A 22,277-nucleotide genomic window follows, 5' to 3' on the forward strand; every position below is an offset into this window, starting at 1 on the left:
GCACGGGGAGGCCTGGCGCGGTGGCCGCGGTGCGGTGCGGCGGGCGCCTGGTCAACGGGTCACCGTCCACTTCTGGTTGACCGCTCCGGTGCAGGTCCAGATCTGCAGCCGGGTCCCGTTGGCCGAGCTGCCGCCGGTCGCGTCCAGGCACTTGTCGGCCTGCGGGTTGACGATGTCCCGCGCGGCGGGGACGGCCCACTGCTGGGCGGCGGTGCCGTTGCAGTCCCAGAGCTGTACGGGGGTGCCGTCGGCCGTGCCGCCGGAGGCCACGTCCAGGCACTTGCCGAGCGCGCGGATCGTGCCGTCGCTCCCCACCGTCCACCGCTGCGCGGCGGTGCCGTTGCAGTCGTAGAGCTGTACGGGCGTGCCGTTCGCGGTGTCGGCCCCGGCCACGTCGACGCACTTGCCGCCGACGCCGGTGACGGGGCCGCTGCCGCCCGGCTGGGCGGTGTCGGTGCTGACGCGGACGTGGTCGACCAGGAGCTGCTGCGGGAAGGCCGTGCTGCCGTCGGGGTCACCGGGCCAGTAACCGCCGACCGCGAGGTTGAGGATGAGGAAGAAGGGCTTGTCGAAGACCCACTGCCGACCGCCGAGGTCGGCGGGGGTGCGCCGCTGGTAGACCGTGCCGTCGACGGACCAGGTGATCGCGTTCGGGCTCCAGTCGACGGCGAAGGTGTGGAAGGCGTCGGCGAAGACCTGCCCGCCGGGCAGCGTGTACCCGGCACCGATGCCCCCGGAGCCCGAGTAGCCGGGCCCGTGCAGGGTGCCGTGCACGGCGGACGGCTCGAAGCCCACGTTCTCCATGACGTCGATCTCGCCCGAGTTCGGCCAGCCGACCTGGCCGATGTCGTTGCCCAGCATCCAGAAGGCGGGCCACATGCCCTGGCCGCGCGGGATCTTCATCCGGGCCTCGACGTGCCCGTACGTCGTGGTGAACCGGCCCGCCGTGTTCAGCCGGGCGGAGGTGTACTCGCACCGCCCGTACCAGCACCGGTAGTCGCCGGGGTTCTCGCGGCGGGCGGTGATCACCAGATGGCCCTGGCCGTCCAGGGCGGCGTTGCGGTTGCCCGCCGTGTAGTACTGCCGCTCGTGGTTGTCGACGTTGTCGCCGGTCTCGATCTGCCACTTGGCGCCGTCCACGGCGGCGCCCGCGGGCCCGTCGAACTCGTCGGAGAAGGTGACGGCGGCCGCCCGGGCCTCGGCGACGGTGGACACGGCGGTCTCCGGCGCGGGTGACGCGCCCTGCGCGAGCCCGGTGGACAGCGACGCGAAGGCGAGGAGCGGGGCGAGGGCCCACAGGAGGCGGCGGGGAGAACGCGGGGAGTCCATGACTCTCCCTTCGTCGGGCATGACACGAAGACCAATAACGGCATGCGCATGACAGATGCGCGTGCGGGCGGGGTGCTGGTCGGCGCGACATGGGTGCGGTGGGGGGACACACTTACTTCACCGTGTGATTTAAGAAGTGAACAATGCGCCTGTCAAGAGTTCGGCATGGACCGCCACGGGGCCTCGCCCCGGCCGGCTGCCCACCTCCCTTGAGAGCCGAAGCCGAGAACAGAGCGTGAACCCCGGCCTGGTGGTGACTTGTCAGCGTGGACCCCTGGACGAGAGCGATGGGTCGCCTTCAGGGGGTGCGCGCGCTCCGAGCCGCGGACCTGGACGTGTCCGTGGTGGGTGACGGTGCGACCTTCCAGGTCGCGGCCCGTGCCCGCACGGCCGGTGCGGAGGTGATCACGCGTCATAGGATTCGGCCTTACGTTCGTGACCTACGTCCAGAGGGGTTCACCCATGCGGCTGGCAGGCAAGACGGCGCTGATCACGGGGGCTGCGCGCGGCATAGGCCGTGCCACGGCCATCGCCTTCGCGAAGGAGGGCGCGGACCTGGTGCTGCTCGACATCTGCGCCGACGACCCGGGCTGTCCGTATCCGCTCGGTACCGCCAGCCAGTTGAAGGCCACCGCGGAGGAGTGCCGTGCGGCCGGTGCCTCGGTCGTCGAGCAGGCCGGTGACGTACGGGTCGCCGAGGATCTGCGGGCCGCGGCGAACAGCGCCCTCGACCGTTTCGGTGCCGTCGACGTGCTGGTGAACAACGCCGGGATCGCGGCGCCTTCGGGCCGGCCGGTGCACGAGATCGAGGAGGACGAGTGGGCTCTGATGCTGGACATCGACCTCAACGGCTCCTGGCGGGCCATGCGGGCGGTGCTGCCGGCGATGGTCACGCAGCGGTCGGGCAGCGTCATCAACGTCTCCTCGACCGCGGGTATGGTCGGCTACCGCTACTTCGCGGCGTACGTGGCAGCCAAGCACGGGCTGATCGGCCTCACCCGGGCGGCGGCGCTCGACTACGCGCCGCACGGCATCCGCGTCAACGCGCTCTGCCCTGGTTCGGTGCGCGACGAACCGGCCCTGGAGGGGCGGATGCTGGTCGAGATCGCCCGCTGCCTCGATGTGCCCGCCGCCGACCACGAGCGGACCTTCGCCGAGTCCCAGCCGATGAACCGCCTCGTGGAGGCCACCGACATCGCGTCCACGGCGGTGTGGCTGGCCAGTGACGAGTCCCGTCAGGTGACCGGCGCGGTGGTACCGGTGGACGGCGGCTTCACGGTGCGCTGAGAGGCCGGTGCAGCCCCTCGGGGTGACCTGGGGGTCACGCCGGGACCTCACGCCGGGTCCGTCGCCCCCGCCGCGATCGGTTCCTGCTCCGGCTCGGGGGCCGGTGCCGCGATGGCGGCCGTGCGCAGGGGGCGAGAGCCCAGGGCGGCGCAGCCGGTCAGGGCGATGGCGGCGCCGCAGGCCAGGAGGGCCGTGTTGGGGCTGGTGAGCCGGGAGAGGTTGCCGAGGACGTTGTTCATGGCCAGCAGGGCCACGCTCTGCACCAGGGTGAGCAGGGCCTGCATACGGGCGAGGTGCGAGTGCGGGGCGCTCATCAGCACCAGCGGGCCGATGTGGGAGGCGAAGAACCCCGACCCGACACCTACCAGGACGGCCGCGAGGACCGCGGTGCCGGGGGCCAGGGCGAGCAGGCCCAGGCCCCCGGCCGCGACGAGCACGCCCGCACCGGCGGCCAGTCCGGGCCGGCTGAGGGCACCGCGGACGATCACCAGCAGGATCACGCCGAGCAGCCCCAGGCTCTGCGCGCCGAAGATCACGCCGGTCCGCTCGGCGCTCCACTGCTCCTGGCGGGCCAGCAGCGGCAGCAGCAGCGGGATCACCGGCAGCAGGAAGCCCGCGACGCCGCCGGTGACCAGGAGCGCGGCCCGCAGGACGGGGTCCTTCATGCCGGTGCCGACGCCGTCCATCGCGTCGCGCAGGAAGCTGCCGCTGCTCTGGGCGGGCGGGATGTCGAAGGCGGGGCGTACGGCGATCACGACGATCAGGATGACGGTGAAGGTCGCCGCGCTCAGCAGAGCCGTCCCCGTCAGGCCGGCGGCGGCGACCAGCGCGCCGCCCAGGGGTCCGGCGACGAAGGTCACCAGCTGGGCCCCGCCCTGCCGCATCGCCAGTGCGCGCGGCAGCGGTTCCCTGCCGACCAGCCGCAGCGGCATGGAGCCGGAGGCGGGCAGATAGAAGGCGTCCTTCACACCGACCAGTACGCCGGTGGCCACGAGCAGCCAGACGACGGGGCCGGTCTGACGGGAGACCGCGGCGAGCACGAGCATACCGACCAGCATGACCGCGTCGCCGACGATCATCACCCGCCGGGCACCGAACCGGTCGCCGACCGTGCCGCCGACGATCAGCAGCAGCACCCGAGGCAGGTTGATCGCGGTGAGTACCAGACCCGCCACGGTGCCGCCGTGCGCGGCCGCCGCCCAGCCGAGGGCGAAGTACAGGACCGCGTCGCCCAGGATGGAGGCGAGTGCTCCTGACAGCCAGAGGTAATAGGTGCGCGGCATCGGGCTTTTGGCCCGGTCTCGTCGTCCGATCATGCGGGGACCCTATAGTCGCCGGACGCCGCAGGTGCCACGGCATCCTCCTGATCCGGCCACAGATGCTCCGCCGCCGCCAACTGCGCAGTGGCACAGGTCACTTGCCGGGTGGCTTGCTGCCGTTCGCCTGGCGTTGATCAACTGTGAGGCGTCGTCGACGGCAGCGCAGGCGGCGACGGCGTGGCTACCCCAGGGCTCCTGTCGCAACGGCTCCTTCGGAGGGCACCGTGTCGCTTGACTCCCCCGACGACGACATCACCGCTTGGCTCCGCTCCCGCCCGCGCCGCACGACCATGCCGCGGGCCGACCGGTCCCGTCCGCTGATCGCGTCGACCGCCCAGCGTCGGCTGTGGTTCGACCACCAGTTACGCTCCCAGGCCGACCTGGACGGCGGCACCGTCTACCACTCGACGCTGGCGCTGCGCCTGCGCGAGGAGGTGGACATGACGGCCCTGCGGTCGGCCGTGGAGTTCCTGGTCGCCCGGCACGAGTCGCTGCGCACTCGCTTCGTCCTGGCCTCCGACGGCGCGCTCCATCAACTGGTCGACCCCGTCGAGCCGGTGGAGCTGCGCGTCGAGGACTGCGGCGGGTACGACGAGGTGCGCCGGGCGCGGATGGCCGAGTTCTTCGCCGCGGGGTTCGACCTGGAGCGCGGCCCGCTGCTGCGTGCGGGGCTGTTCTCTCTGACGGACCGGGACCATGTCCTCTTCCTGGTGATCCATCACATCGCCACCGACGGCTGGTCGATGGATCTGCTGCACCGGGAACTCGGCGAGTCCTATCGCGCCGGTGTCGAGGGCCGTACGGCGGATCTGCCGGAACTCGCCCACCAGTATGCCGACTTCGCCGCCTGGGAGCAGTCCGAGTTCGAGCGCGGGGTCTTCGCCGACGACCTCGCGTTCTGGCGGGAGCACCTCGCCGGGGCGCCTCAGGTGCTGGCGTTCCCCACCGATCTGCCCCGGCCCGCTGAGCGTACGTTCGCCGCCGGATGCCGGCGTTTCGAGGTACCGGCCGCCACCGTGGCCGCCCTCGAACGGACCGCGAGGGACTGCGGGGCCTCGGTGTTCCAGACGCTGCTGGCGGCCTTCCAGGTCCTGTTGGCGCGCTGGACCGGGCAGCCGGATCCGGTCGTGGGCTCGGTCGCGGCCAACCGCCGTTCCGCGGAGACCGAGGCGATCGTGGGCCTCTTCGTCAACCTGCTGCCGCTGCGCGGCCGGGTGGACGAGTCCGAGTCGTTCGCGCGGCTGGTCGCCCGCACCCGGGACACCGTCCTCGACGCATACGACCACCAGGGGGTGTCCTTCGACCGGCTGGTCGAGGCCGTGGCACCGCCCCGTGATCCCGGGCACAACCCGCTCGTGCAGGCGGTGTTCACCCTGGCCGAGTCCGTCCCCGGGGCCGGTTCCGGGTGGGGTGAGCGGCTGGAGTACCGGGAGACCACCAGGACCCAGTTCGACCTGGCCTTCGCCGCGGGCCCGGGCGACGGGGGCGCGCTGGCCGTCGACGCGCACTTCGCGGCCGATCTGTTCACTCCTCGTACGATCGAACGGCTCGCGGACCGATTCGTGTCGCTTCTGGGGGAGTTGACGCGCGCCCCCCGGCAGAGGCTGTCGCTGACGGCGACGGTCACCGCCCAGGAGGCCACGGAGCTCGACGCGTTCGCCACCGGGGCCCCCGCCGGTGAGCCGCCGACGGTCCCGGACCTCTTCGACCGCCAGGTGCGGGAGCGCCCCGACGCGCCGGCGGTGGTCGACGGCGACGCCCGGCTGACCTACGCCCAGCTGGGCGCGGAGGTGGACCGGATCGCCGGGCTGATCGGCTCCCGTCTCACGTCCCCGGGCACCGCGGTCGGGGTGTGCCTGCCGCGTTCGGCCTCGCAGGTCGCGGCGCTGCTCGGCGTACTGCGCGCGGGGGCGGTCTATCTGCCGCTCGACCCGTCCTACCCCGCCGAGCGCCTCGGCCATCTGCTGCAGGACTCGGGCTGTCCGCTGGTACTCACCGACGACACCACCCGGTCGCGGCCCGAGTGGCCCGCGCACGTCGAACTCCTCGACGTGTCGGCCCCGCACCCCGCTCGGCAACCCGCCCCGACGATACGGCCGTTGCAGCCCGCTTACCTGATCTACACCTCAGGTTCCACCGGCCTGCCCAAGGGCGTCCTGGTGACGCACGAGGGCATCGGCAACTTTGTCTCCTGGTACGTCGACCACTACGCGCTCACGCCGGACGACCGTCTGTCGCAGCTGGCCGGCCCCGGCTTCGACGCGGGTCTGCTGGACACCCTCCCGGCGCTGGCCGCGGGGGCGAGCCTGACCGTGCTGCCGGAAGAGGACCGGCTCGATCCGGGCGGACTCTGGTCGCGGCTGGCGGAGGAGGGTGTCACGGTGGCCTTCCTCACCACCCCCCTCTTCGCCGCCGCGGCGGCCTCGGGCCTGCCGTCCGAAGGTCTCGCTCTGCGCTCGGTGCAGATCGGCGGGGACAGCCTGGCCGGTGTCCCGTCGGAGCCGCCCTTCGTCCTCGACAACCTCTACGGGCCCACCGAGGCCACCATCGCGGCCAGTTGCGGCCGGCTGGAGCCGGGCGGGTCCGTCCACGTCGGCGGGCCGCTGCGCGGGATGCGGGTGCGGGTCCTGGACGTCTGGCTGCGTCCCGTCCCGGTGGGCAGTCCGGGCGAGGTGTTCCTGGCCGGGCCCGGTGTCGCCCTCGGTTATCCGGGGCGCCCCGGTCTGACGGCGGGCCGGTTCCTGCCCGACCCGTGGGCCGGGGACGGCAGCCGTATGTACCGCACGGGCGACCGGGCGCGGTGGCGCGCCGACGGGTGCCTGGAGTACCTGGGCCGCACCGACGCGCAGGTGAAAGTGCGCGGGCACCGGATCGAGCCCGGTGAGATCGAGGCCGTGCTCGCGGCATGCCCCGGCGTGGCCGAGGCCGCGGTCGCGCTGCGCACCCCGCCCGGCGGCGAGCCGCAGCTGTGCGCGTACCTCTGCCTGCGGGGCGGGGCGGACGTGGACACCGTACGAAAGGACACCGAGCGGGCGCTGCCCGGGTGGATGCACCCCGCGGCCTACACCGTGCTGCCGGAGCTGCCGCTCACCGCGAACGGCAAGGTCGACCGGGCCGCCCTGCCCGCTCCGGAGTTCCGTGCCGCCGTGTACCGGGCGCCGTCCGGCCCGGTCGAGGAACTGGTCGCCGAGGTGTGGCAGGAGGTGCTCGGCCTGGAACGGGTCGGGGCGGACGACGACTTCTTCCGGATCGGCGGTCACTCGTTGCTGGCGACCCGGGTGCTGTCCCGGCTGACCGAGCTCAGCGGCTGCCGGCTGCCGCTGCGGACCGTGTTCGACCGTCCGGTGCTCGCCGATCTCGCGCGCGAGCTGGAGGAGGCGGTCGTCGCGGCCGCCACCGGCCAGCCGTGAGGCCGGGTGCGGGCTGTCGTCGCGCACGGCCCGCACCGCCCTCGCCTCAGACCGGGCGGGCCAGGAACCCGTCCAGTGCCGCGCCCAGCGCCTCCGGGTCGTCCAGCCACATGTAGTGACCCGCGCCGGGCTGGACGTACGACCGCCCGTGCGGGAAGAGCGCGGCGAGCCGCTGCCCGGTGGCCGGGGTGGGGAACGGGTCCAGCTCGCCCGTCACCACGAGCACCGGTGTCGCCGACGCGGCGGCGTCCGCCCGGACCTCGGCCGGGTCGAGGGTGAGGTCGGCGTAGAAGCCGGCCGCGGCCGGCGCCGACAGCTCCGCCGCCTCCGCGCGGGCGTGGTCACGGGCGGCCTCGTCCCAGCGGCCGTAGAAGAAGGGGGCCGCCCGCTCCCGGTGGAGCAGGCTGTCGGCGACGGTGGGCGCGCCCAGCCAGCCCTCGATCCCGGCCCGCGCGCTCTCGTACCAGTCCTCGTCGGCCCGCCGGGCCAGCGCCTCCTCGAAGTCGTCGACCCCTATCCCCGCCGCCCGCGTGCTCGGCGCGAGCAGCACCAGCCGCGCGACGCGCTCCGGCCTGCGCAGTGCGTACAGCAGCGCGGTGTTCCCGGCCGAGGAGTGGGCCAGCAGGTCCATCCGCTCCAGCCCCAGATGCGCACGCAGCGCCTCGATGTCGTCGACGAGCCGCTCCATCCGGTACGACTCCGGGTCGGCCGGCTCCTGGGAGGCGCCGGTACCCCGGTTGTCGAGCACGACCAGGGACCTCCCGCGCACGGCACCGGCCAGCCCGGCCGCATAGGCGCCGGCGCGGCCCGGGCCACCGGGCACACAGACGAGGGGCGGCCCGTCGCCGAGCACCTGATAGGCGAGCCCGGTCCCGTCGGACGCTGTGAAAGTGGGCATGTCTCCTGCCTTCGGTCTGAGGACGGCCTGTCCGGGGGTGGTCCGGGGGTGGTACGGGTCAGGGTGTACGACAACCTGTGCCGGGATACGCCGGTGGGGAACGGCGCGGGCACGCCGACGGGCCCCGGGCGGCTGCGTGCCGCCGCCCGGGGCCCGTCGGCGTGCGGTCATGCGCCGGGTGCGGCCTCCCGTTCGGCCGCCAGCCGGTCCAGCTCGGTGGCCAGTGCGCCCACGGTGGGGTGAGCGAACAGCAGCCGCATCGGCAGCCGCAGCCCGGTCTCCTTCCGTAGCATCGACACCACCTGGGTGGCGACCAGGGAGTGGCCACCGAGTTCGAAGAAGTTGTCCTCGACGCTGTCCACCGGCTTCTTCAACACGGTGCTCCACGCCTTGGCGACGAGCTGCCCGGAGGGCGTCGAGGGTGCCTCGCCCGCACCGTCCCGGTCGGCGTCCTCCGCGCAGAGGACGACGAGGGCTGCCTCGTCGACCTTGCCGGTCGCGGTGAGCGGAAGCCGGTCCACGCGGACGACGTGGGAGGGCACCATGAAGTCCGGCAGTGCCGCTCTCAGCGCGGTGCGCACCTCGGCCTCCAGCTTTTCCCCCGTTGCGTCCTCGGGGACGACGGCCAGGCCGAGCGCGAGCGCGCCCGGGCCCGGCACGGTGAAGACCGCCGCGCTGCGGACCCCTGCGACCGCGCTCGCCGCGCGCTCGATGCCGGCGGGCTCCACCCGGAAGCCACGGACCTTGATCTGCTGGTCGGCCCGGCCGACGAACTCCAGCATCCCGTCGGACCGCAGCCGCACCAGGTCGCCGGTGCGGTACATGCGGCCGCCTTCGCCGAGCGGGTCGGGCAGGAAGCGGGAGGCGGTCCGGCCGGGCAGGTTGCGGTAGCCGCGGGCGACGCCCTCGCCGGCGATGAACAGCTCGCCCGGCGTGCCGGCCGGGACAGGCCGCAGGTAGCGGTCGAGCACGCGGACGCGGTAGTTGGGCAAGGGCCGGCCGATGGTCACCGGGTCGTGCCCGGCCGCGGAGTCGGCCCAGGTGGCGCAGATGGTCGTCTCGGTGGGGCCGTACGCGTTGACGAACCGCCGTCCCCGCGACCAGCGTTCGACGAGCGCGGGCGCGGGCGCCTCGCCCGCGACGACCACGGTCCGCGGTCCCGCTTCCGGTGCGGGCGTCGGGTGCGCGGCGAGCAGTGAGGGCGTCGCCGTCACCAGGTCCACGGAGCCGTCGAGGACGGCGTCCATGCCGTCGAGCGGGTCGGCGAGCACGACCCCGCGGCCGTGGGCCAGCGGCAGGACGGTGGACCAGATCCAGCCGTCGAAGGCCGGTGCGAGCACATTGCCGCCGAATCCGTCCTGCGGCGGGGCGAGCGGGGCGACCGCACCGACCAGGTTGGCGAGGTTGCGGTAGCTGACGCCGACGCCCTTGGGCTCGCCGGTGGTGCCCGAGGTGTAGACGAGGTAGGCGAGCGCGTCGGGCAGGCTGCGCTCCGGGCGCACCTCGGGGACCTCGGTCGCCGTCAGGGCGGCCGGGTCGACCACCGGCACACCGCCGACGGCCGGTGCGAGCGGCGCGGCGGCGTCCGCGACGAGGACCGTCACCCCGGCGTCCCGCACGGTTCCGGCCAGCCGGTCGACGGGGTGGGCCAGGTCGAGCGGCACGAAGGCCGCCCCGGTCTTCCACACCGCGAGCAGCGCCGCGACCAGGTCCTGCGAGCGGCCCAGGTGGACGCCCACGGCGCGCTCGGGTCCGGCGCCGTGCTCGCGCAGGGCTGCGGCCAGGACGTCGGCGCGCGCGTCCAGCCCGGCGAAGTCGACCTCGCCGTCGGGTGCGCGTACGGCGACCCGGTGCGGGTCCTGCCGGGCGACCCGGGCGACCAGGCCGGCGACGTTCAGGCCGGTGTCGAAGCCGACGGCGGGGCCGTCGAGCGCCGCCTCGCCCGGGTCCCCAAAGGACAGGCGCAGCAGGGGGAGGTCCGGTTCGGCGACCAGGGCGCGCACGGTCGCGAGGTACTCGGCGGCGAGCCGCTCGACCGTCGAGGCGTCGAACAGGTCCGCGTCGTAGACCACTTCGCCGTGCAGTCCCTCGCCCTCCGGAGCCAGGGCGAGCACGAGGTCGTAGCGGCTGGAACGGCCGGCCACCGGGTGGTCGGCCAGTTCGAGGCCGGGCAGCGGGCGGGCCCGGCCCGCTGCGGCGGCGTTCAGCGAGAACGCCACCTGGACCAGCGGGTCGGCGGCCGTCGACCGCTCGGGAGCGATCAGCTGCACCAGGTGGTCGAACGGCACGTCCTGGTGCTCCATGGCGGAGAGCACGGTCTCCCGTACCTGCCGCAGCAGGGCGGCGAACGGAGCCTGCGGGTCGACCTGGACGCGCAGCGGGACCGTGTTGACGAAGAAGCCGATGAGCGGTTCCAGCTCGGACAGGCCGCGGCCGGCGACAGGGCTTCCGATGACCAGGTCGCGGCTGCCGGAGCGGCGGGCGAGCAGGACGGCGTAGGCGGCCAGCAGGGCCATGAAGGAGGTGGCCTTCTCCCGGGCGCACAGTTCCTCGACGGCCCGGGCCGTCGAGGCGTCCACGTCGAGCGGGGTCCAGCCCGCCCGGTGGCTGCTGTGGGCGGGGCGCGGCCGGTCGGTGGGCAGGTCCAGGACCGTGGGCGCGCCGTCCAGGGCGCGCAGCCAGAAGTCGATGACCGGCCGGAGCCCTCCGTCGTCCAGGCGGGTGCGCTGCCACTCGGCGAAGTCGGGGTACTGCACGGCCAGTTCGGGCAGGTCCGGGCGCTCACCGGCCGTCAGGGCCGCGTAGCCGGCGGTGAGCTCGTCGAGGAGGACGGCTGCCGACCAGTCGTCGACGACCAGGTGGGGTGCCACCAGCAGCAGCACGTGCTCGTCGGCCGCGACCCGGAACAGCCGGGCCCGCAACAGTCTGCCCTCGGTCCAGTCGAACGGCTCGTAGGTGGCGTTCTCGACCGGCCCGGCGAGCGTCCGCGCGGAGACCTCGACGATCGTCCGGTCGAACGTGTACGGGTCGCGCACCTCCTGGAGGAGCTCGGCGCCTTCCTCCCGGAAGGCCGTGCGCAGGGCCTCGTGCCGGCGCACGGTCAGATCCAGTGCCCCGAACAGCGCGTCGGTGTCGAGTGCGCCGGTCAGCCGCCAGGCGAAGGGGATGTTGCGGTCCCCGGAGACGTCTTCGGCGTGGTCCTGGAGCCAGAGCCGGCGCTGCCCGGAGGACGCGCGCAGCGGTGCCGAGCGGTCGGCGCGCGGGACGGCGGGCGCGTCCGGGGATTCGCGCCGGCCGGCCAGCCAGCGCCGCAGCAGTTGGGCCCGGTCGTCAGGGTCGGCAGCCGGTTGCTGGGACGAGCTCATGGGGATCCCACTTCTCCTCGGTGTGGCTGAAGCCGGTCGGCGACCCCGGCCCTTGCGCCCGCCCGGGGCCGCGACCCGGCCTCCAGGAATGTCGGGGAAGGGTTCGCAGCGCGGCACCAGGACGACGGTCGGTGCTCACTGGTGCGACGGAATGGGTGCCTGACGTCCGAAAAATATGCGGTGCGGGTCGATGCCCACGGCAACATATGCTTCAAAAAACGCGAGAGTCAAGACTGGATCTTGTCCGGGGTCGTCCTTATGGTTGGCACCGACCAGCAATGGACACTGGTGTATTGACTGATCGCCACTTTGACTTCAGGCGTTTCCGTACCGCTATCCCGGGGGAAAGGGCGCTTCTGCATGGCTGATCAACAGTCTGATCCGGCCGTCGACATACTCCAGGCGTGGCTCGATCGTGCCGGAGAGGCTCCGGCCTGTACGGTGCCCCGTGCCGACCGCGAGCGGCCGCTGCCGGCCTCGCACGCCCAGCAGGGCATGTGGCTCGCCCAGCAGGTCGCCGGGGACGACGACCGTTCGCTGACCGCCCCGCACGCCTACCGGCTGACCGGCCCGGTGAACGTGGACGCGCTGGCCGCAGCGCTGGGCGCCGTCCTCGCCCGGCATGAGGCGCTGCGGACCGGCTTCGTCGTCCGTCAGGGCGAGTTGTTCCAGGTCGTCGCCGATCCGGAGCCCTTCCGGCTGGTTCTCGAGGATGTGGCCGGGCCGGCGGAACTGAACGCGGCGCTGCAGGATTTCAGCCGGCTGCCGTTCGACCTCGGACGTGATCCCCTGCTGCGGGCCCGGCTGTTCCGGCTCGGCGCCCAGGAGCACGTGCTGGTCGCGGTGTTCCATCACATCGCCAATGACGGCTGGTCGATGGACGTCTTCCACCGGGAACTGGCCGCGCTCTACGACGCCGCGACCGAGCTGCCTTCGGTGACCGACGCCAAGGATCTGGCGGATGTCGCGGAATTGGCTGAAATGACATTGCAGTATCCGGATTTCGCCGTATGGCAGCGTTCTCTCGCGGACGATCAAGACGCGCACGAGAAAGCCCTGACATATTGGCGTGAGGTGCTGGCCGGGGCGCCGGACTTTCTCGCGCTGCCGACCGACCGGCCGCGTACGGCCTTACGTTCCAGCTCCGGCGACCGCATAGGTTTCACCGTCCCGCCGACCGTTTCGGCCGCCGTGGCGAACCTGGCGACGGCCCGGGGGACGACGCCCTTCGCGGTGCAGTTCGCGGCGTTCCAGACGCTGCTCGCCTCCTGGTCGGGGCAGTGGGACCTGGTCACCGGCATCACCACGGCCAACCGTGCCCTGCCGGAGACCGAGGAGCTGATCGGGTTCTTCGTCAACGTGCTGCCCATCAGGGGCGTCCTGTCTCCCGAGGAGAGCTTCACCGACCTCCTGGTCCGCACCGGGCGGAGCCTCGTCGACGCCTACAAGCGGGACGAGGCGCCCTTCGAACTGCTGCTGGAGCGACTGGAACTGCCGCGCGCCGCGGGCCACAACCCACTGGTCCAGGTCACGGTCGCCTCCCACCAGGAACTCACCGCGCCGCTCTCCCTGTCCGGCCTCACCGTCGAGCACCTGCCGCCGGGCGGGCTCGACGTGCAGGAGGACCTGACCTTCTATCTGACGTCCGGTGCTCAGGGCGTACGCGGCGACCTCGCGTTCCGCACCGACCTGTTCGACCGGTCGACGATGGAGGAACTGGGCCGGGCCTATCTGCGGCTGCTCCAGAAGTCGGCCGCGCAACCGGAGACGGCGCTCCGCCGGCTCGCCGAGGAGGCCGCCGTCCCGGCCGGGCGCGCGGCGGCCGAGGCTTCCACCGACGCCCCCGAAGCCGCGGGCACCGCGCCCCGGGGCGTGCTGGAGGAACTGATCGCCGCCGTGTGGAGTGATCTGCTCGGCTGCGACTCCCCGCCCCGTGAGGCCAACTTCTTTCAGGTGGGCGGCACTTCGCTCGCCGCGTCCCGGGTCGCCAACCGGCTCTCGGACGAGGTCGGCATACGGGTCCCGGTGAGGGATGTGTTCCGCCACAGCGAGCTCGCCGCGCTGGCGGCACATCTGACGGAGCTGATCCGGAAGGCGGCCGGATCACAGGCCGCCGCGACCGGATCCGGCCCGGGCGGGGAAGGCCACGCGTGACCGAGATCCCGAACCTGACAGCCGACAGAGACCCCGGGACGCCGGGGAGCGCGGGGAACCGCGCGACCGACCACACCCGGGCCACGCCCACCCCGGCACCCCGGCCCCGCGACTGGCTCTGGGACGTCACCCCCCGAGCCGAGGCCGCCGAAGCCACCCTCGTGCTCCTTCCGCACTCCGGCGGCTCCGCCCAGGCGTACGGCGACTGGGCCCGGTGGTTCCCCATCAGTGTCCGCGTGGTCGCCGCGCAGTACCCCGGCCGGGGCGCCCGCTACGGGCAGGAACCGGCCACCGGGATCGCGATGCTGGCCGATCCACTGGCCGAGGTGCTGGCCGGCCTGGACACGCCCGTGCACGTCTTCGGGCACAGCCTCGGCGCCCTGCTCGGCTTCGAGGTGTGCTGGAGGCTGCAGCAGGCCGGACGCCCCGCGGCCGCGTTCCATCCCTCGGCCGCCGCGGCGGCGCACGCCCACCGCTCGGCAGCGGTGTCCCCGGCCCGGCTCACGGACGACGAGCTGCTGGCGCTGCTGAAGGAGCGCGGCGGCATGCCGGAGGACATCCTGGCGGAGCCCGATCTGATCGACCTCGTCCTCGACGCCTGCCGTTCGGACATGGCCGTCACCGACAGCTACTCGTACGGCGACGAGGACCGCCGCCTGGACTGCCCCGTCGTCGCGTTCGGCGGCGACAGCGACTCGGCCGTCCCCGTCGACCGGCTTCTGCGATGGCGCGAACTCGGCACCGGGCACAGCGAGATCCACGTCCTGTCCGGCGGCCACTTCTATCTCCACGACCACATGGCCACCCTCACCGCGGTGGTGCGCCGCCACCTGCAGGAGCGGAGTCCCCTCACATGACCCCCGTCACACTTCCCCCCACCGAGCTGCCCCTGGTCCTGGAGCCCGGCAAGCCGCCGGTCCTCCTCACGCCCGAGCTGCCGGACCTCGTCGGGGCCCGCGCCTGGCTGTCGGAGCAGCGGGCGGCGATCCGTACCGAACTGCTGCGCCACGGACACCTGCTGGTCCGCGGGCTGCCCATCGCCCGGCCGGAGGAGTTCGCCGAGTTGCGCGACGTCCTCGTGGAGCGGCGGGCCGCCTACAAGGAGAAGGCCACCCCGCGCAGCGCGTACGGCGACGACGTGTACTCCTCCACGGATCTGCCGCCCGCGCAGCCCATCCACCTGCACAACGAGAACAGCTACACCCTGGACTTCCCGGGTCTGCTGGTCTTCTGCTGCCTGGAGGCTCCGGAGAAGGGCGGCGCCACCACGGTCGCCGACGTCCGCGAGGTGCTGGCGGCGCTGCCCCCCGGCCTCGTGGAGCGGTTCCGCGAGGCGGGCTGGCTGCTCACCCGCAACTACCACAGCCATGTGGGGCTGCCCTGGCCGACCGCGTTCGCCACCGACCGCCGCGAGGCGGTGGAGGAGTACTGCGCACGCAACCTCATCGGCTTCGAGTGGACCGGCGAGTCCGGGCTGCGCACCGTCCAGCGCCGCTCCGCGCTGGTCCGCCACCCGGTGACGGGCGAGGAGGTGTGGTTCAACCACGCCGCGTTCTGGAGCCGCTGGTCGCTGGACGAGGAGGTCCTCGAGGTGCTGGCCATGACCTACGGCGAGGACGGCCTGCCCTTCGACACCGCCTTCGGCGACGGCACCGAGCTGACCGCCGAGGACGTGGCCGCGCTCAACGCGGCCTACGACACGTCCACCCGGCGCGAGAGCTGGCAGCCCGGTGACCTGATGCTCGTCGACAACGTCCTGTCCGCGCACGGACGCGACGCCTACCAGGGCAGCCGGAAGATCCTGGTCGCCATGGGTGAGCCGGTGACCCTCCAGGAGTGCGCACCGACCGTGCGGCCGGCTCCCGGGCTCCTCGCCTGACGTTCCCCTCCCCAGACTTGGAGCATCCACCAGATGCCGGAACTCGACTGCGTCGTCATCGGTTACAACGAAGGCGACTTCCAGGACTACCGCCTGATGTGCGAGCGGAGCGGCCCGACTTCGCCCGAGTGGCAGATCTACCGCAAGGAACACCTCGAGATCGACGGCCGCCCGATGCCGTGGATGGACGTTCTGAGTACCCTGCGCAACAGGGTGACCGGACGCAACGACCGCTATCACGTCGGTGAGGTCTTCAACCTGGCCGGCCTGTATCTGACCAACTTCCTGCGCCGGCACGGCATACGCACCGACGCGGTGTCACTGTTCGGGGCCGAGCAGGAGCGGCTGGCGCGGCTGCTCGCCGAGCGCCCGGCGGTCGTGGCGATCACCACGACGTTCTACGTCAACATCCTCTCGGTCACCCCGATCGTGGACTTCGTCCGGCGTCACTCCCCCACCTCGCACATCGTGGTGGGCGGCCCGCTGATCGACAACCTGTGCCTGGACGGCATCACCGACGAGGTGCAGGACCTGTTCCACGGTATGGGGGCCGACTCCTACGTCCGTGAGTCGCAGGGCGAGCACGCGCTGGTGGAGCTGTGCCGGGCGGTGCTGCGCGGACGGCCGCTGGAGGAGGTCGCCAATCTGATCACCTGCCCGGAGGACGACTGGGTCGCCAACCGGCGCAAGCCCGAGGCCAACGACCTGGACGCCTGCGCGATCGACTGGCAGAGCTTCACGCCCGAGCAGATCGGCGTGACCGCCCAGACCCGCACGGCCCGCTCCTGCGCCTTCAAGTGCAGCTTCTGCGACTACCCCACCCGGGCGGGCGCGCTGACCACCGCGTCGGTGGACACGGTCCGCCGAGAGCTGCGGGCGATGGCCGAACTCGGCGTCGAGAACCTGGTGTTCGTGGACGACACGTTCAACGTCCCGCCGAAGCGGTTCAAGGAACTGTGCCGGATGATGATCGAGGAGGACCTCGGTCTCGATTGGTACTCGTACTTCCGCTGTTCCAACGCCCGCGACGAGGAGACCTTCGACCTTGCCGCGCAGAGCGGCTGCCGGGGTGTGTTCCTGGGCATCGAGTCGGGTGACGCCGACATCCTCGCCAACATGAACAAGCTGGCGCAGGACTCGCAGTACCGGGCCGGCATCGCCCGGCTGAAGGAGCGCGGCATCACCACGTTCGCGTCGATCATCGTCGGCTTCCCCGGCGAGAACGAGCGCACCATGCAGAACACCATCGACTTCGTCAACGAGACCGGCCCGACCTTCTGGCGCGCCCAGCCCTGGTGGGGCAACCCGCGCTCTCCCGTCTACCGCAACAAGGAGGTGTACGGGATCGAGGGCGCCGCCTACGACTGGTCGCACGCGACGATGAACTCGGCGGAGGCCGCCGCCTGGTGCGACAAGATGTTCGACCGGGTGACGGAGTCGGTGTGGCTGCCGCTGTACGACTTCGACTTCTGGTCGCTGCCGTACCTGGACGGCAAGGGCCTCGGTGTCGACGAGCTGGTGCCACTGCTGCGCACCACGCAGGAGCTGATGCGCGAGCGCGACGGTCGGCGCCCGGACCCGACGCGGCTGGCCGTGCTGAACGAGCAGCTCGCCAAGGACGTGGCCGCCCTCGACATGGCCCCCGCGCGTTTCTCGTACGCCGCCTCATGAGCGCAGGTGTCCACACGGCGGTCTCGGCCGTGGCGCGGGCCCATCCGCGCCGTGCGGCGGTCGTCACGAACGACGGCGAGCTGACCTACGCGGAGCTGGACGAGCTGTCCGACCGGCTCTGCGCGCACCTGGTGCGCACGGGCACGGCACCGCGGTCGGTGGTGGGTCTGCACTTCGCCCGGGGCGCCGAGCAGGTCGTCGCGCTGCTGGCCGTGCTGAAGGCGGGCTGCGCCTATCTGCCGCTCGACCCCCGCTACCCGGCCGGCCGGCTGCGCCACATGGCCGCGGACTCCGGCGCCGCGCGCGTCCTCACCGGGCCGGGCCTGAAGCCGCCGCAGGACTGGCCGGTGGAGTGCCCGGTGACGGAGGTGGCGCTGCCGCTGCCGTCCGCGGGCGAAGCCGCCGTACGCGGCGTCCGTCCCGACGACCTGGCGTACGTGCTCTGCACCTCGGGCACCACGGGCCGTCCCAAGGCGGTCGAGGTCACCCACGCCAACGTCCTGAGCCTGCTGCGCGGCCTGGAGGCGACGGTCCTCGGCGGTGTCGGTCCGGCACGGGTCGCCTGGAACGCGAGCGTCTGCTTCGACGCCTCGGTCCAGCAGTGGGTGCGCCTGTGCCGCGGCGACACGCTGGTCCTGCTGGACGAGGACGTCCGCGCCGATCCGACCGCTCTGGTCGACGGCCTCGTACGGCACGGCGTGACCGACATGGACGTGGTGCCCTCGCACCTCGCCCTGCTGACCGGGCCGCTGGCCGCCGCGGGCCTGCCGCTGCGGCTGCTGGTCGGCGGCGAGCCCGTACCGCCCGCCCTGTGGGCCGAGCTGCGCCGGCTGGGGCGTGTGCAGCGTCTGCGCGCCTGGAACATGTACGGCCCGACCGAGTGCACGGTCGACGCCACCACGGCCCCCGTCGACGCGGAGACACCGCACCTCGGCGTGCCGCTGCCGGACGTCCGCTGCCATGTGCTGGACGCCGCCCTGCGACCCGTGCCGGCCGGCGAGACCGGGGAGCTGTTCATCGCCGGGCCCGGTGTCGCACGCGGCTACCACGGGCTGCCCGGGCGGACCGCGGCCGCTTTCCTCCCCGACCCGTTCGCCGGAGACGGCAGCCGGATGTACCGCACCGGAGATCTCGTACGGTACGACGCCCAGCGTCGGCTGGAGTTCGTCAGGCGCCGCGACCGCCAGGTGAAGGTGCGCGGTCACCGGGTCGAACTCGGCGAGGTGGAGGCGGCGCTGACCTCGCTGCCGGAGGTCGCGGGCGCCGCGGTCGTGCTGCGTGACGACCTCCCGGCGGGCCCGGGCCTCGCCGCGTACGCCGTGCCCGCCGCGGGCGTGGCCCGGGCCGTGGAGGGGCCCGCGCTGCGCGAGCGGCTGCGCGCCGTGCTGCCCGGGCACGCGGTCCCCGCGGTCGTCGTCCTGCTGGACGCGCTGCCCGTCGGCCCGCACGGCAAGGTCGACCACGGCGCGCTGCCACGGCCCGAGTTCACCGCGGCGACCCCCGAGGCACCCGAGCGCCTGCTGGAACGGGACGTCGCGCTGATCTGGACGCACGTCCTGGGCGAGCGGCGCATCGGCGCCGCCGACAACTTCTTCGACCTCGGCGGCGACTCGCTGGCGGTCGGAAGGGTCCTCAACCGGTGCCGGGAGCGTTTCGGAGTGCGGCTGAGGGCCAGGGCACTCTTCGAGAACCCCACGCTCCGCGGTTTTGCCGCGGCCGTACGCCACGAGACCGAACGGCTTTCCCCTCTACCGGACGACGAAGGAATCCCGCCCCGTGACTGATCAGCCTGAGCAGCGTTCCCTCCCGACCAGCCTCGGCCAGGACGGTCCGTCCCCCGCTTCCTTCTCCCAGGCGCGCCTGTGGTTCGCCGACCAGATGGGCCGGCGCGGGCTGGAGTTCGTCTATCCGTACGCGCTGCGGCTGACGGGCCCGCTGGACGTGCGGGCGCTCGCCGGAGCGGTCGACGCCGTCGTCGCCCGGCACGAGACGCTGCGTACCACGTTCGTCTCCCACGACGGCGCGCCGCTGCAGTTCGTGGGCGAGCCGTTCTCGCTGGGCCTCGAGGTCACCGCGGTCGAGCCGGAGACGCTGGAGAGCGAGATCCGTGAGGTCGTGGCCCAGCCCTTCGACCTGGCGACGGGACCGGTGCTGCGCGCGCGGCTGTTCCAAGTCAAGCCGGACGAGCACGTCTTCCTCCTGGTGATCCACCACATCGCCACCGACGGCTGGTCGATGGAGATCGTCTTCCGGGAGATCGGCGAGGCGTACGAGGCGCTGAGCGCCGGACGTGAGGCCGAATTCCCGGAGCTGTCCGTGCAGTTCGTGGACGTGGCTTCCCGGGAGCGGCAGCGGTTCGCGGCCGGGGAGTTCGCGGAGGACCTGACGTTCTGGCGCGAACACCTGGACGGCTGCCCGCATGTGCTGGCCCTCCCGCTGGACCATCCGCGGCAGGCCGTGCAGTCCTTCGACGGGAAGTTCCTCACCTTCGAGGTGCCCGCGGCCGACGCGGAGGCGGTGGCCGTGCTGGCGAAGGAGTGCGGCGCGTCCACGCACATGGTGCTGCTTGCCACGTTTCAGCTGCTGATCGCGCGCTGGTCGGGGCAGCACGACTTCGTCGTCGGCATGCCGGCCGCGAACCGTGAGGCCTCCGAGACGGAGGAGCTGGTCGGCTTCTTCATGAACCTGCTGCCGCTGCGCGCCACCGTGGATCCCGCGGGCTCCTTCCGTGAACTGGTGGCACGCGTCCGCGAGGCGTCGCTGGACGCCTACGACCACCAGGGGCTGTCCTTCGACCGCCTGGTGGAGGAGATCGCCCCGGAGCGGACGCTGGCCCACAACCCTCTGGTGCAGGTGGCGTTCAACATGGAGAAGCAGCCGCGGCTGAGCATCGACGGCGTGGCGGTCGAGGCGCTGGACGTGCAGCCCGACATCACTCGCTACGACCTCGCGGTCGACTACATCGTGCAGCCTTGGGGCGCGCTGCGCTGCGACTTCTACTACGCCAGCGACCTGTTCGAGCAGGAGAGCATCGAGGCGCTGGCCCGCCGGTTCGCGTCCCTGCTGCGCACCGTCACCGAACGGCCGGGGGCCCCGCTGGCGGTGCTGCCCGTGCTCGACGCCCAGGAGGAGGCCCGCGTCCTGGGGATGGGCGCCGGAGCGCGGGCCGCCGCCGACGTGCTCATGCTCCCGGAGCGGTTCCGCGACGCGGTCGAGGCACGCCCGGACGCCCCGGCGGTCGTGGACGGCGACACCGTCCTGACCTTCGCCGAACTGGACGCGCGCGCCGACGACATCGCCCGGATCGTGACGGCCCACGGCGCCGGCCGCGACACGGTGGTCGGCCTGTGCCTGCCGCGCTCCGCCGAACTCCTGGCCGCCGTCCTCGGAGTCCTGCGCGCCGGTGCCGCCTCCTTGCCGCTGGACCCGCAGTACCCGGCCGAGCGCCTGGACTTCCTGATCAGCGACAGCGGGGCGCGGCTGGTCCTGACCACGTCGACGACCTCGTACGACGGCCGGTCCGGTGACCTCGCCACCGTCGTGACGCTGGACTCCGAGCAGCCCCCCGCGGGGACGCCCGGCCCGGTCGCCGAGATCCACCCGGACCAGTGCGCGTACGTCATCTACACCTCCGGCTCCACCGGGCGCCCCAAGGCGGTCCAGGTCAGCCACCGTGCCGTGGCCGGCCTGCTGGCGGGTTTGGAGCAGGCGGGGGTCGTCCGCCCGTCCGCCGGCCGGGTCGGCTGGAACGCCAGCCCGTCCTTCGACGCCTCCGTGCAGCAGTGGACGCGGGTCTGCCGCGGGGACACGGTCGTGATCGTCGACGAGGCCGTGCGCCGCGACCCCGAGCGGTTCGCCCGGTCCGTCGCCGGGCAGCGCCTCACCGACCTCGACCTCACCCCCTCGCACGCGGAGCACCTGGTCGGCCCGCTGGCCGAGGAGCTGGAGCCGGGCAGCGGACTGCGGCTGTGGATCGGCGGCGAGCCCCTGCCCGCCGCGCTGTGGCAGCGGCTGGGCGAGCTGACCGGCCGGGGCGTCCTCGACGCCGTCAACGTCTACGGCACCACCGAGACGGCCGTCGACACCACCTGGGCGGTCGTCGGCGGGGGGACCGCGCCGCACCTCGGCGCCGCCCTGCCCGGCCAGACCGTGCGCGTGCTCGACGCGGGCCTGCGGCCGGTGCCGGTGGGCACACCCGGTGAGCTGTGCGTCAGCGGCCCGTCGGTGGCGCGCGGCTACCTCGGCCGGCCCGGCCCGACCGCGTCCCGGTTCGTCCCGGATCCGTGGGCGGCCGACGGCTCGCGCATGTACCGCACCGGTGACCGGGCGCGCTGGACCTGGGACGGGCGTCTGGAGTACCTGGGACGCACCGACCACCAGGTGAAGGTGCGCGGCTACCGCATCGAGCCGGGCGAGATCGAGGCGGTGCTCGCCGAGTTCCCCGGCACGCTGGACTGCGGGGTGGTCCGCAAGGAGCACGAGGGCGAGGCCGTCCTCGCGGCGTACCTGCGTACGGTCCCGGGCACGTCCGTGCGCGAGCTGCGTGAGCACGCCGAGCGGCAGCTGCCCGAATGGATGCGGCCCGCCACGTACACCCTGCTGGCGGAGATGCCGCTGACCCCGGCGGGCAAGCTCGACCGGGTGGCGCTCGCCGCACTCGGGACGGCCGCGCCCGGCGAGGCGGAGGAGCCCTCGGAGCAGGCCGTGCAGGACGGTCCGCGCACCGCGACCGAGGAGCTGCTGATCCGTATCTGCGAGGAGGTGCTCGGCGTGGAGGGGCTGCGCCCCACCGACCACTTCTTCGAGATCGGCGGCCACTCGCTGCTCGCCATCCGGGTGGTCGCCCGGCTCAAGCGCCAGGCCCAGCTCGTCATCCCGATGACCGCCGTCTTCGAGAACCCCGTCCTGCGGGATCTGGCGGTCCACGTCGAGGAGGCCATCCGCGAGCGCATGGCCTCCTCCTGA

General features: G+C 73.0%; 12 protein-coding genes. 8 read left to right on the forward strand and 4 right to left on the reverse strand.

The genetic code is table 11. From position 1 onward, the window contains the following. Positions 1–51 precede the first annotated feature (51 nt). On the reverse strand, positions 52–1,329 hold the full coding sequence (locus tag ACF09K_RS20705; protein ID WP_392245459.1) for a ricin-type beta-trefoil lectin domain protein: 1,278 nt from the start codon (positions 1,327–1,329) through the stop codon (positions 52–54). Positions 1,330–1,791: 462 nt separating this feature from the next. Here ACF09K_RS20705 and ACF09K_RS20710 point away from each other — a divergent pair, with 462 nt between their 5' ends. Next, positions 1,792–2,616, forward strand: a complete 825-nt coding sequence (locus tag ACF09K_RS20710; protein ID WP_392245461.1) for an SDR family oxidoreductase — start codon at positions 1,792–1,794, stop codon at positions 2,614–2,616. Between the two features lie 47 nt (positions 2,617–2,663). Here ACF09K_RS20710 and ACF09K_RS20715 read toward each other — a convergent pair whose 3' ends face one another. After that, the gene (locus ACF09K_RS20715; RefSeq protein WP_392245462.1) at positions 2,664–3,932 is read right to left on the reverse strand and encodes an MFS transporter; all 1,269 of its coding nucleotides are present in this window, start codon (positions 3,930–3,932) and stop codon (positions 2,664–2,666) included. Between the two features lie 227 nt (positions 3,933–4,159). Between ACF09K_RS20715 and ACF09K_RS20720 the strand changes: the two genes are divergently transcribed. Continuing rightward, on the forward strand, positions 4,160–7,345 hold the full coding sequence (locus tag ACF09K_RS20720) for an amino acid adenylation domain-containing protein (protein WP_392245464.1): 3,186 nt from the start codon (positions 4,160–4,162) through the stop codon (positions 7,343–7,345). Positions 7,346–7,391: 46 nt separating this feature from the next. On the opposite strand, the gene ACF09K_RS20725 is transcribed toward ACF09K_RS20720, so the two are convergent. Continuing rightward, the gene (locus ACF09K_RS20725; protein ID WP_392245465.1) at positions 7,392–8,243 is read right to left on the reverse strand and encodes an alpha/beta fold hydrolase; all 852 of its coding nucleotides are present in this window, start codon (positions 8,241–8,243) and stop codon (positions 7,392–7,394) included. 167 nt (positions 8,244–8,410) lie between these two features. Beyond that, positions 8,411–11,608: an amino acid adenylation domain-containing protein gene (locus tag ACF09K_RS20730; RefSeq protein ID WP_392245466.1), complete on the reverse strand. Its 3,198-nt coding sequence runs from the start codon at positions 11,606–11,608 to the stop codon at positions 8,411–8,413. 360 nt (positions 11,609–11,968) lie between these two features. Here ACF09K_RS20730 and ACF09K_RS20735 point away from each other — a divergent pair, with 360 nt between their 5' ends. Genes ACF09K_RS20735 through ACF09K_RS20760 form a run of 6 tightly spaced genes read left to right on the forward strand, consistent with a single transcriptional unit; the run spans position 11,969 to position 22,277 of the window. Beyond that, entirely contained in the window at positions 11,969–13,762 is a 1,794-nt protein-coding gene (locus ACF09K_RS20735) for a condensation domain-containing protein (RefSeq protein WP_392245468.1), read from the forward strand. Next, on the forward strand, positions 13,759–14,619 hold the full coding sequence (locus ACF09K_RS20740) for a thioesterase II family protein (RefSeq protein WP_392245470.1): 861 nt from the start codon (positions 13,759–13,761) through the stop codon (positions 14,617–14,619). Before ACF09K_RS20735 ends, ACF09K_RS20740 begins: the two co-directional genes overlap by 4 nt. Further along, the gene (locus ACF09K_RS20745) at positions 14,616–15,641 is read left to right on the forward strand and encodes a TauD/TfdA family dioxygenase (protein WP_392245472.1); all 1,026 of its coding nucleotides are present in this window, start codon (positions 14,616–14,618) and stop codon (positions 15,639–15,641) included. The genes ACF09K_RS20740 and ACF09K_RS20745 overlap by 4 nt, the downstream gene beginning before the upstream one ends. A 33-nt stretch (positions 15,642–15,674) precedes the next feature. After that, on the forward strand, positions 15,675–17,312 hold the full coding sequence (locus tag ACF09K_RS20750) for a PhpK family radical SAM P-methyltransferase (RefSeq protein ID WP_392245474.1): 1,638 nt from the start codon (positions 15,675–15,677) through the stop codon (positions 17,310–17,312). Further along, positions 17,309–19,096 carry an amino acid adenylation domain-containing protein gene (locus tag ACF09K_RS20755; protein WP_392245475.1) on the forward strand — a complete coding sequence of 596 codons (1,788 nt, stop codon included), beginning with the start codon at positions 17,309–17,311 and terminating at the stop codon, positions 19,094–19,096. Before ACF09K_RS20750 ends, ACF09K_RS20755 begins: the two co-directional genes overlap by 4 nt. Beyond that, complete coding sequence (locus ACF09K_RS20760; protein WP_392245477.1) at positions 19,089–22,277, forward strand: amino acid adenylation domain-containing protein; 3,189 nt, start codon at positions 19,089–19,091, stop codon at positions 22,275–22,277. The genes ACF09K_RS20755 and ACF09K_RS20760 overlap by 8 nt, the downstream gene beginning before the upstream one ends.

Origin of the sequence: Streptomyces sp. NPDC014882 (genome assembly GCF_043081325.1) — a bacterium.
GTDB lineage: Bacteria > Actinomycetota > Actinomycetes > Streptomycetales > Streptomycetaceae > Streptomyces.

What these genes read in the sequence shown, in the direction of transcription:
- ACF09K_RS20705 (WP_392245459.1), bottom strand. Translation starts at nt 1,329, where the DNA reads ATGGACTCCCCGCGTTCTCCCCGCCGCCTCCTGTGGGCCCTCGCCCCG.
- ACF09K_RS20715 (WP_392245462.1), bottom strand. Translation starts at nt 3,932, where the DNA reads ATGATCGGACGACGAGACCGGGCCAAAAGCCCGATGCCGCGCACCTAT.
- ACF09K_RS20735 (WP_392245468.1), top strand. Translation starts at nt 11,969, where the DNA reads ATGGCTGATCAACAGTCTGATCCGGCCGTCGACATACTCCAGGCGTGG.
- ACF09K_RS20750 (WP_392245474.1), top strand. Translation starts at nt 15,675, where the DNA reads ATGCCGGAACTCGACTGCGTCGTCATCGGTTACAACGAAGGCGACTTC.
- ACF09K_RS20710 (WP_392245461.1), top strand. Translation starts at nt 1,792, where the DNA reads ATGCGGCTGGCAGGCAAGACGGCGCTGATCACGGGGGCTGCGCGCGGC.
- ACF09K_RS20745 (WP_392245472.1), top strand. Translation starts at nt 14,616, where the DNA reads ATGACCCCCGTCACACTTCCCCCCACCGAGCTGCCCCTGGTCCTGGAG.
- ACF09K_RS20730 (WP_392245466.1), bottom strand. Translation starts at nt 11,608, where the DNA reads ATGAGCTCGTCCCAGCAACCGGCTGCCGACCCTGACGACCGGGCCCAA.
- ACF09K_RS20725 (WP_392245465.1), bottom strand. Translation starts at nt 8,243, where the DNA reads ATGCCCACTTTCACAGCGTCCGACGGGACCGGGCTCGCCTATCAGGTG.
- ACF09K_RS20755 (WP_392245475.1), top strand. Translation starts at nt 17,309, where the DNA reads ATGAGCGCAGGTGTCCACACGGCGGTCTCGGCCGTGGCGCGGGCCCAT.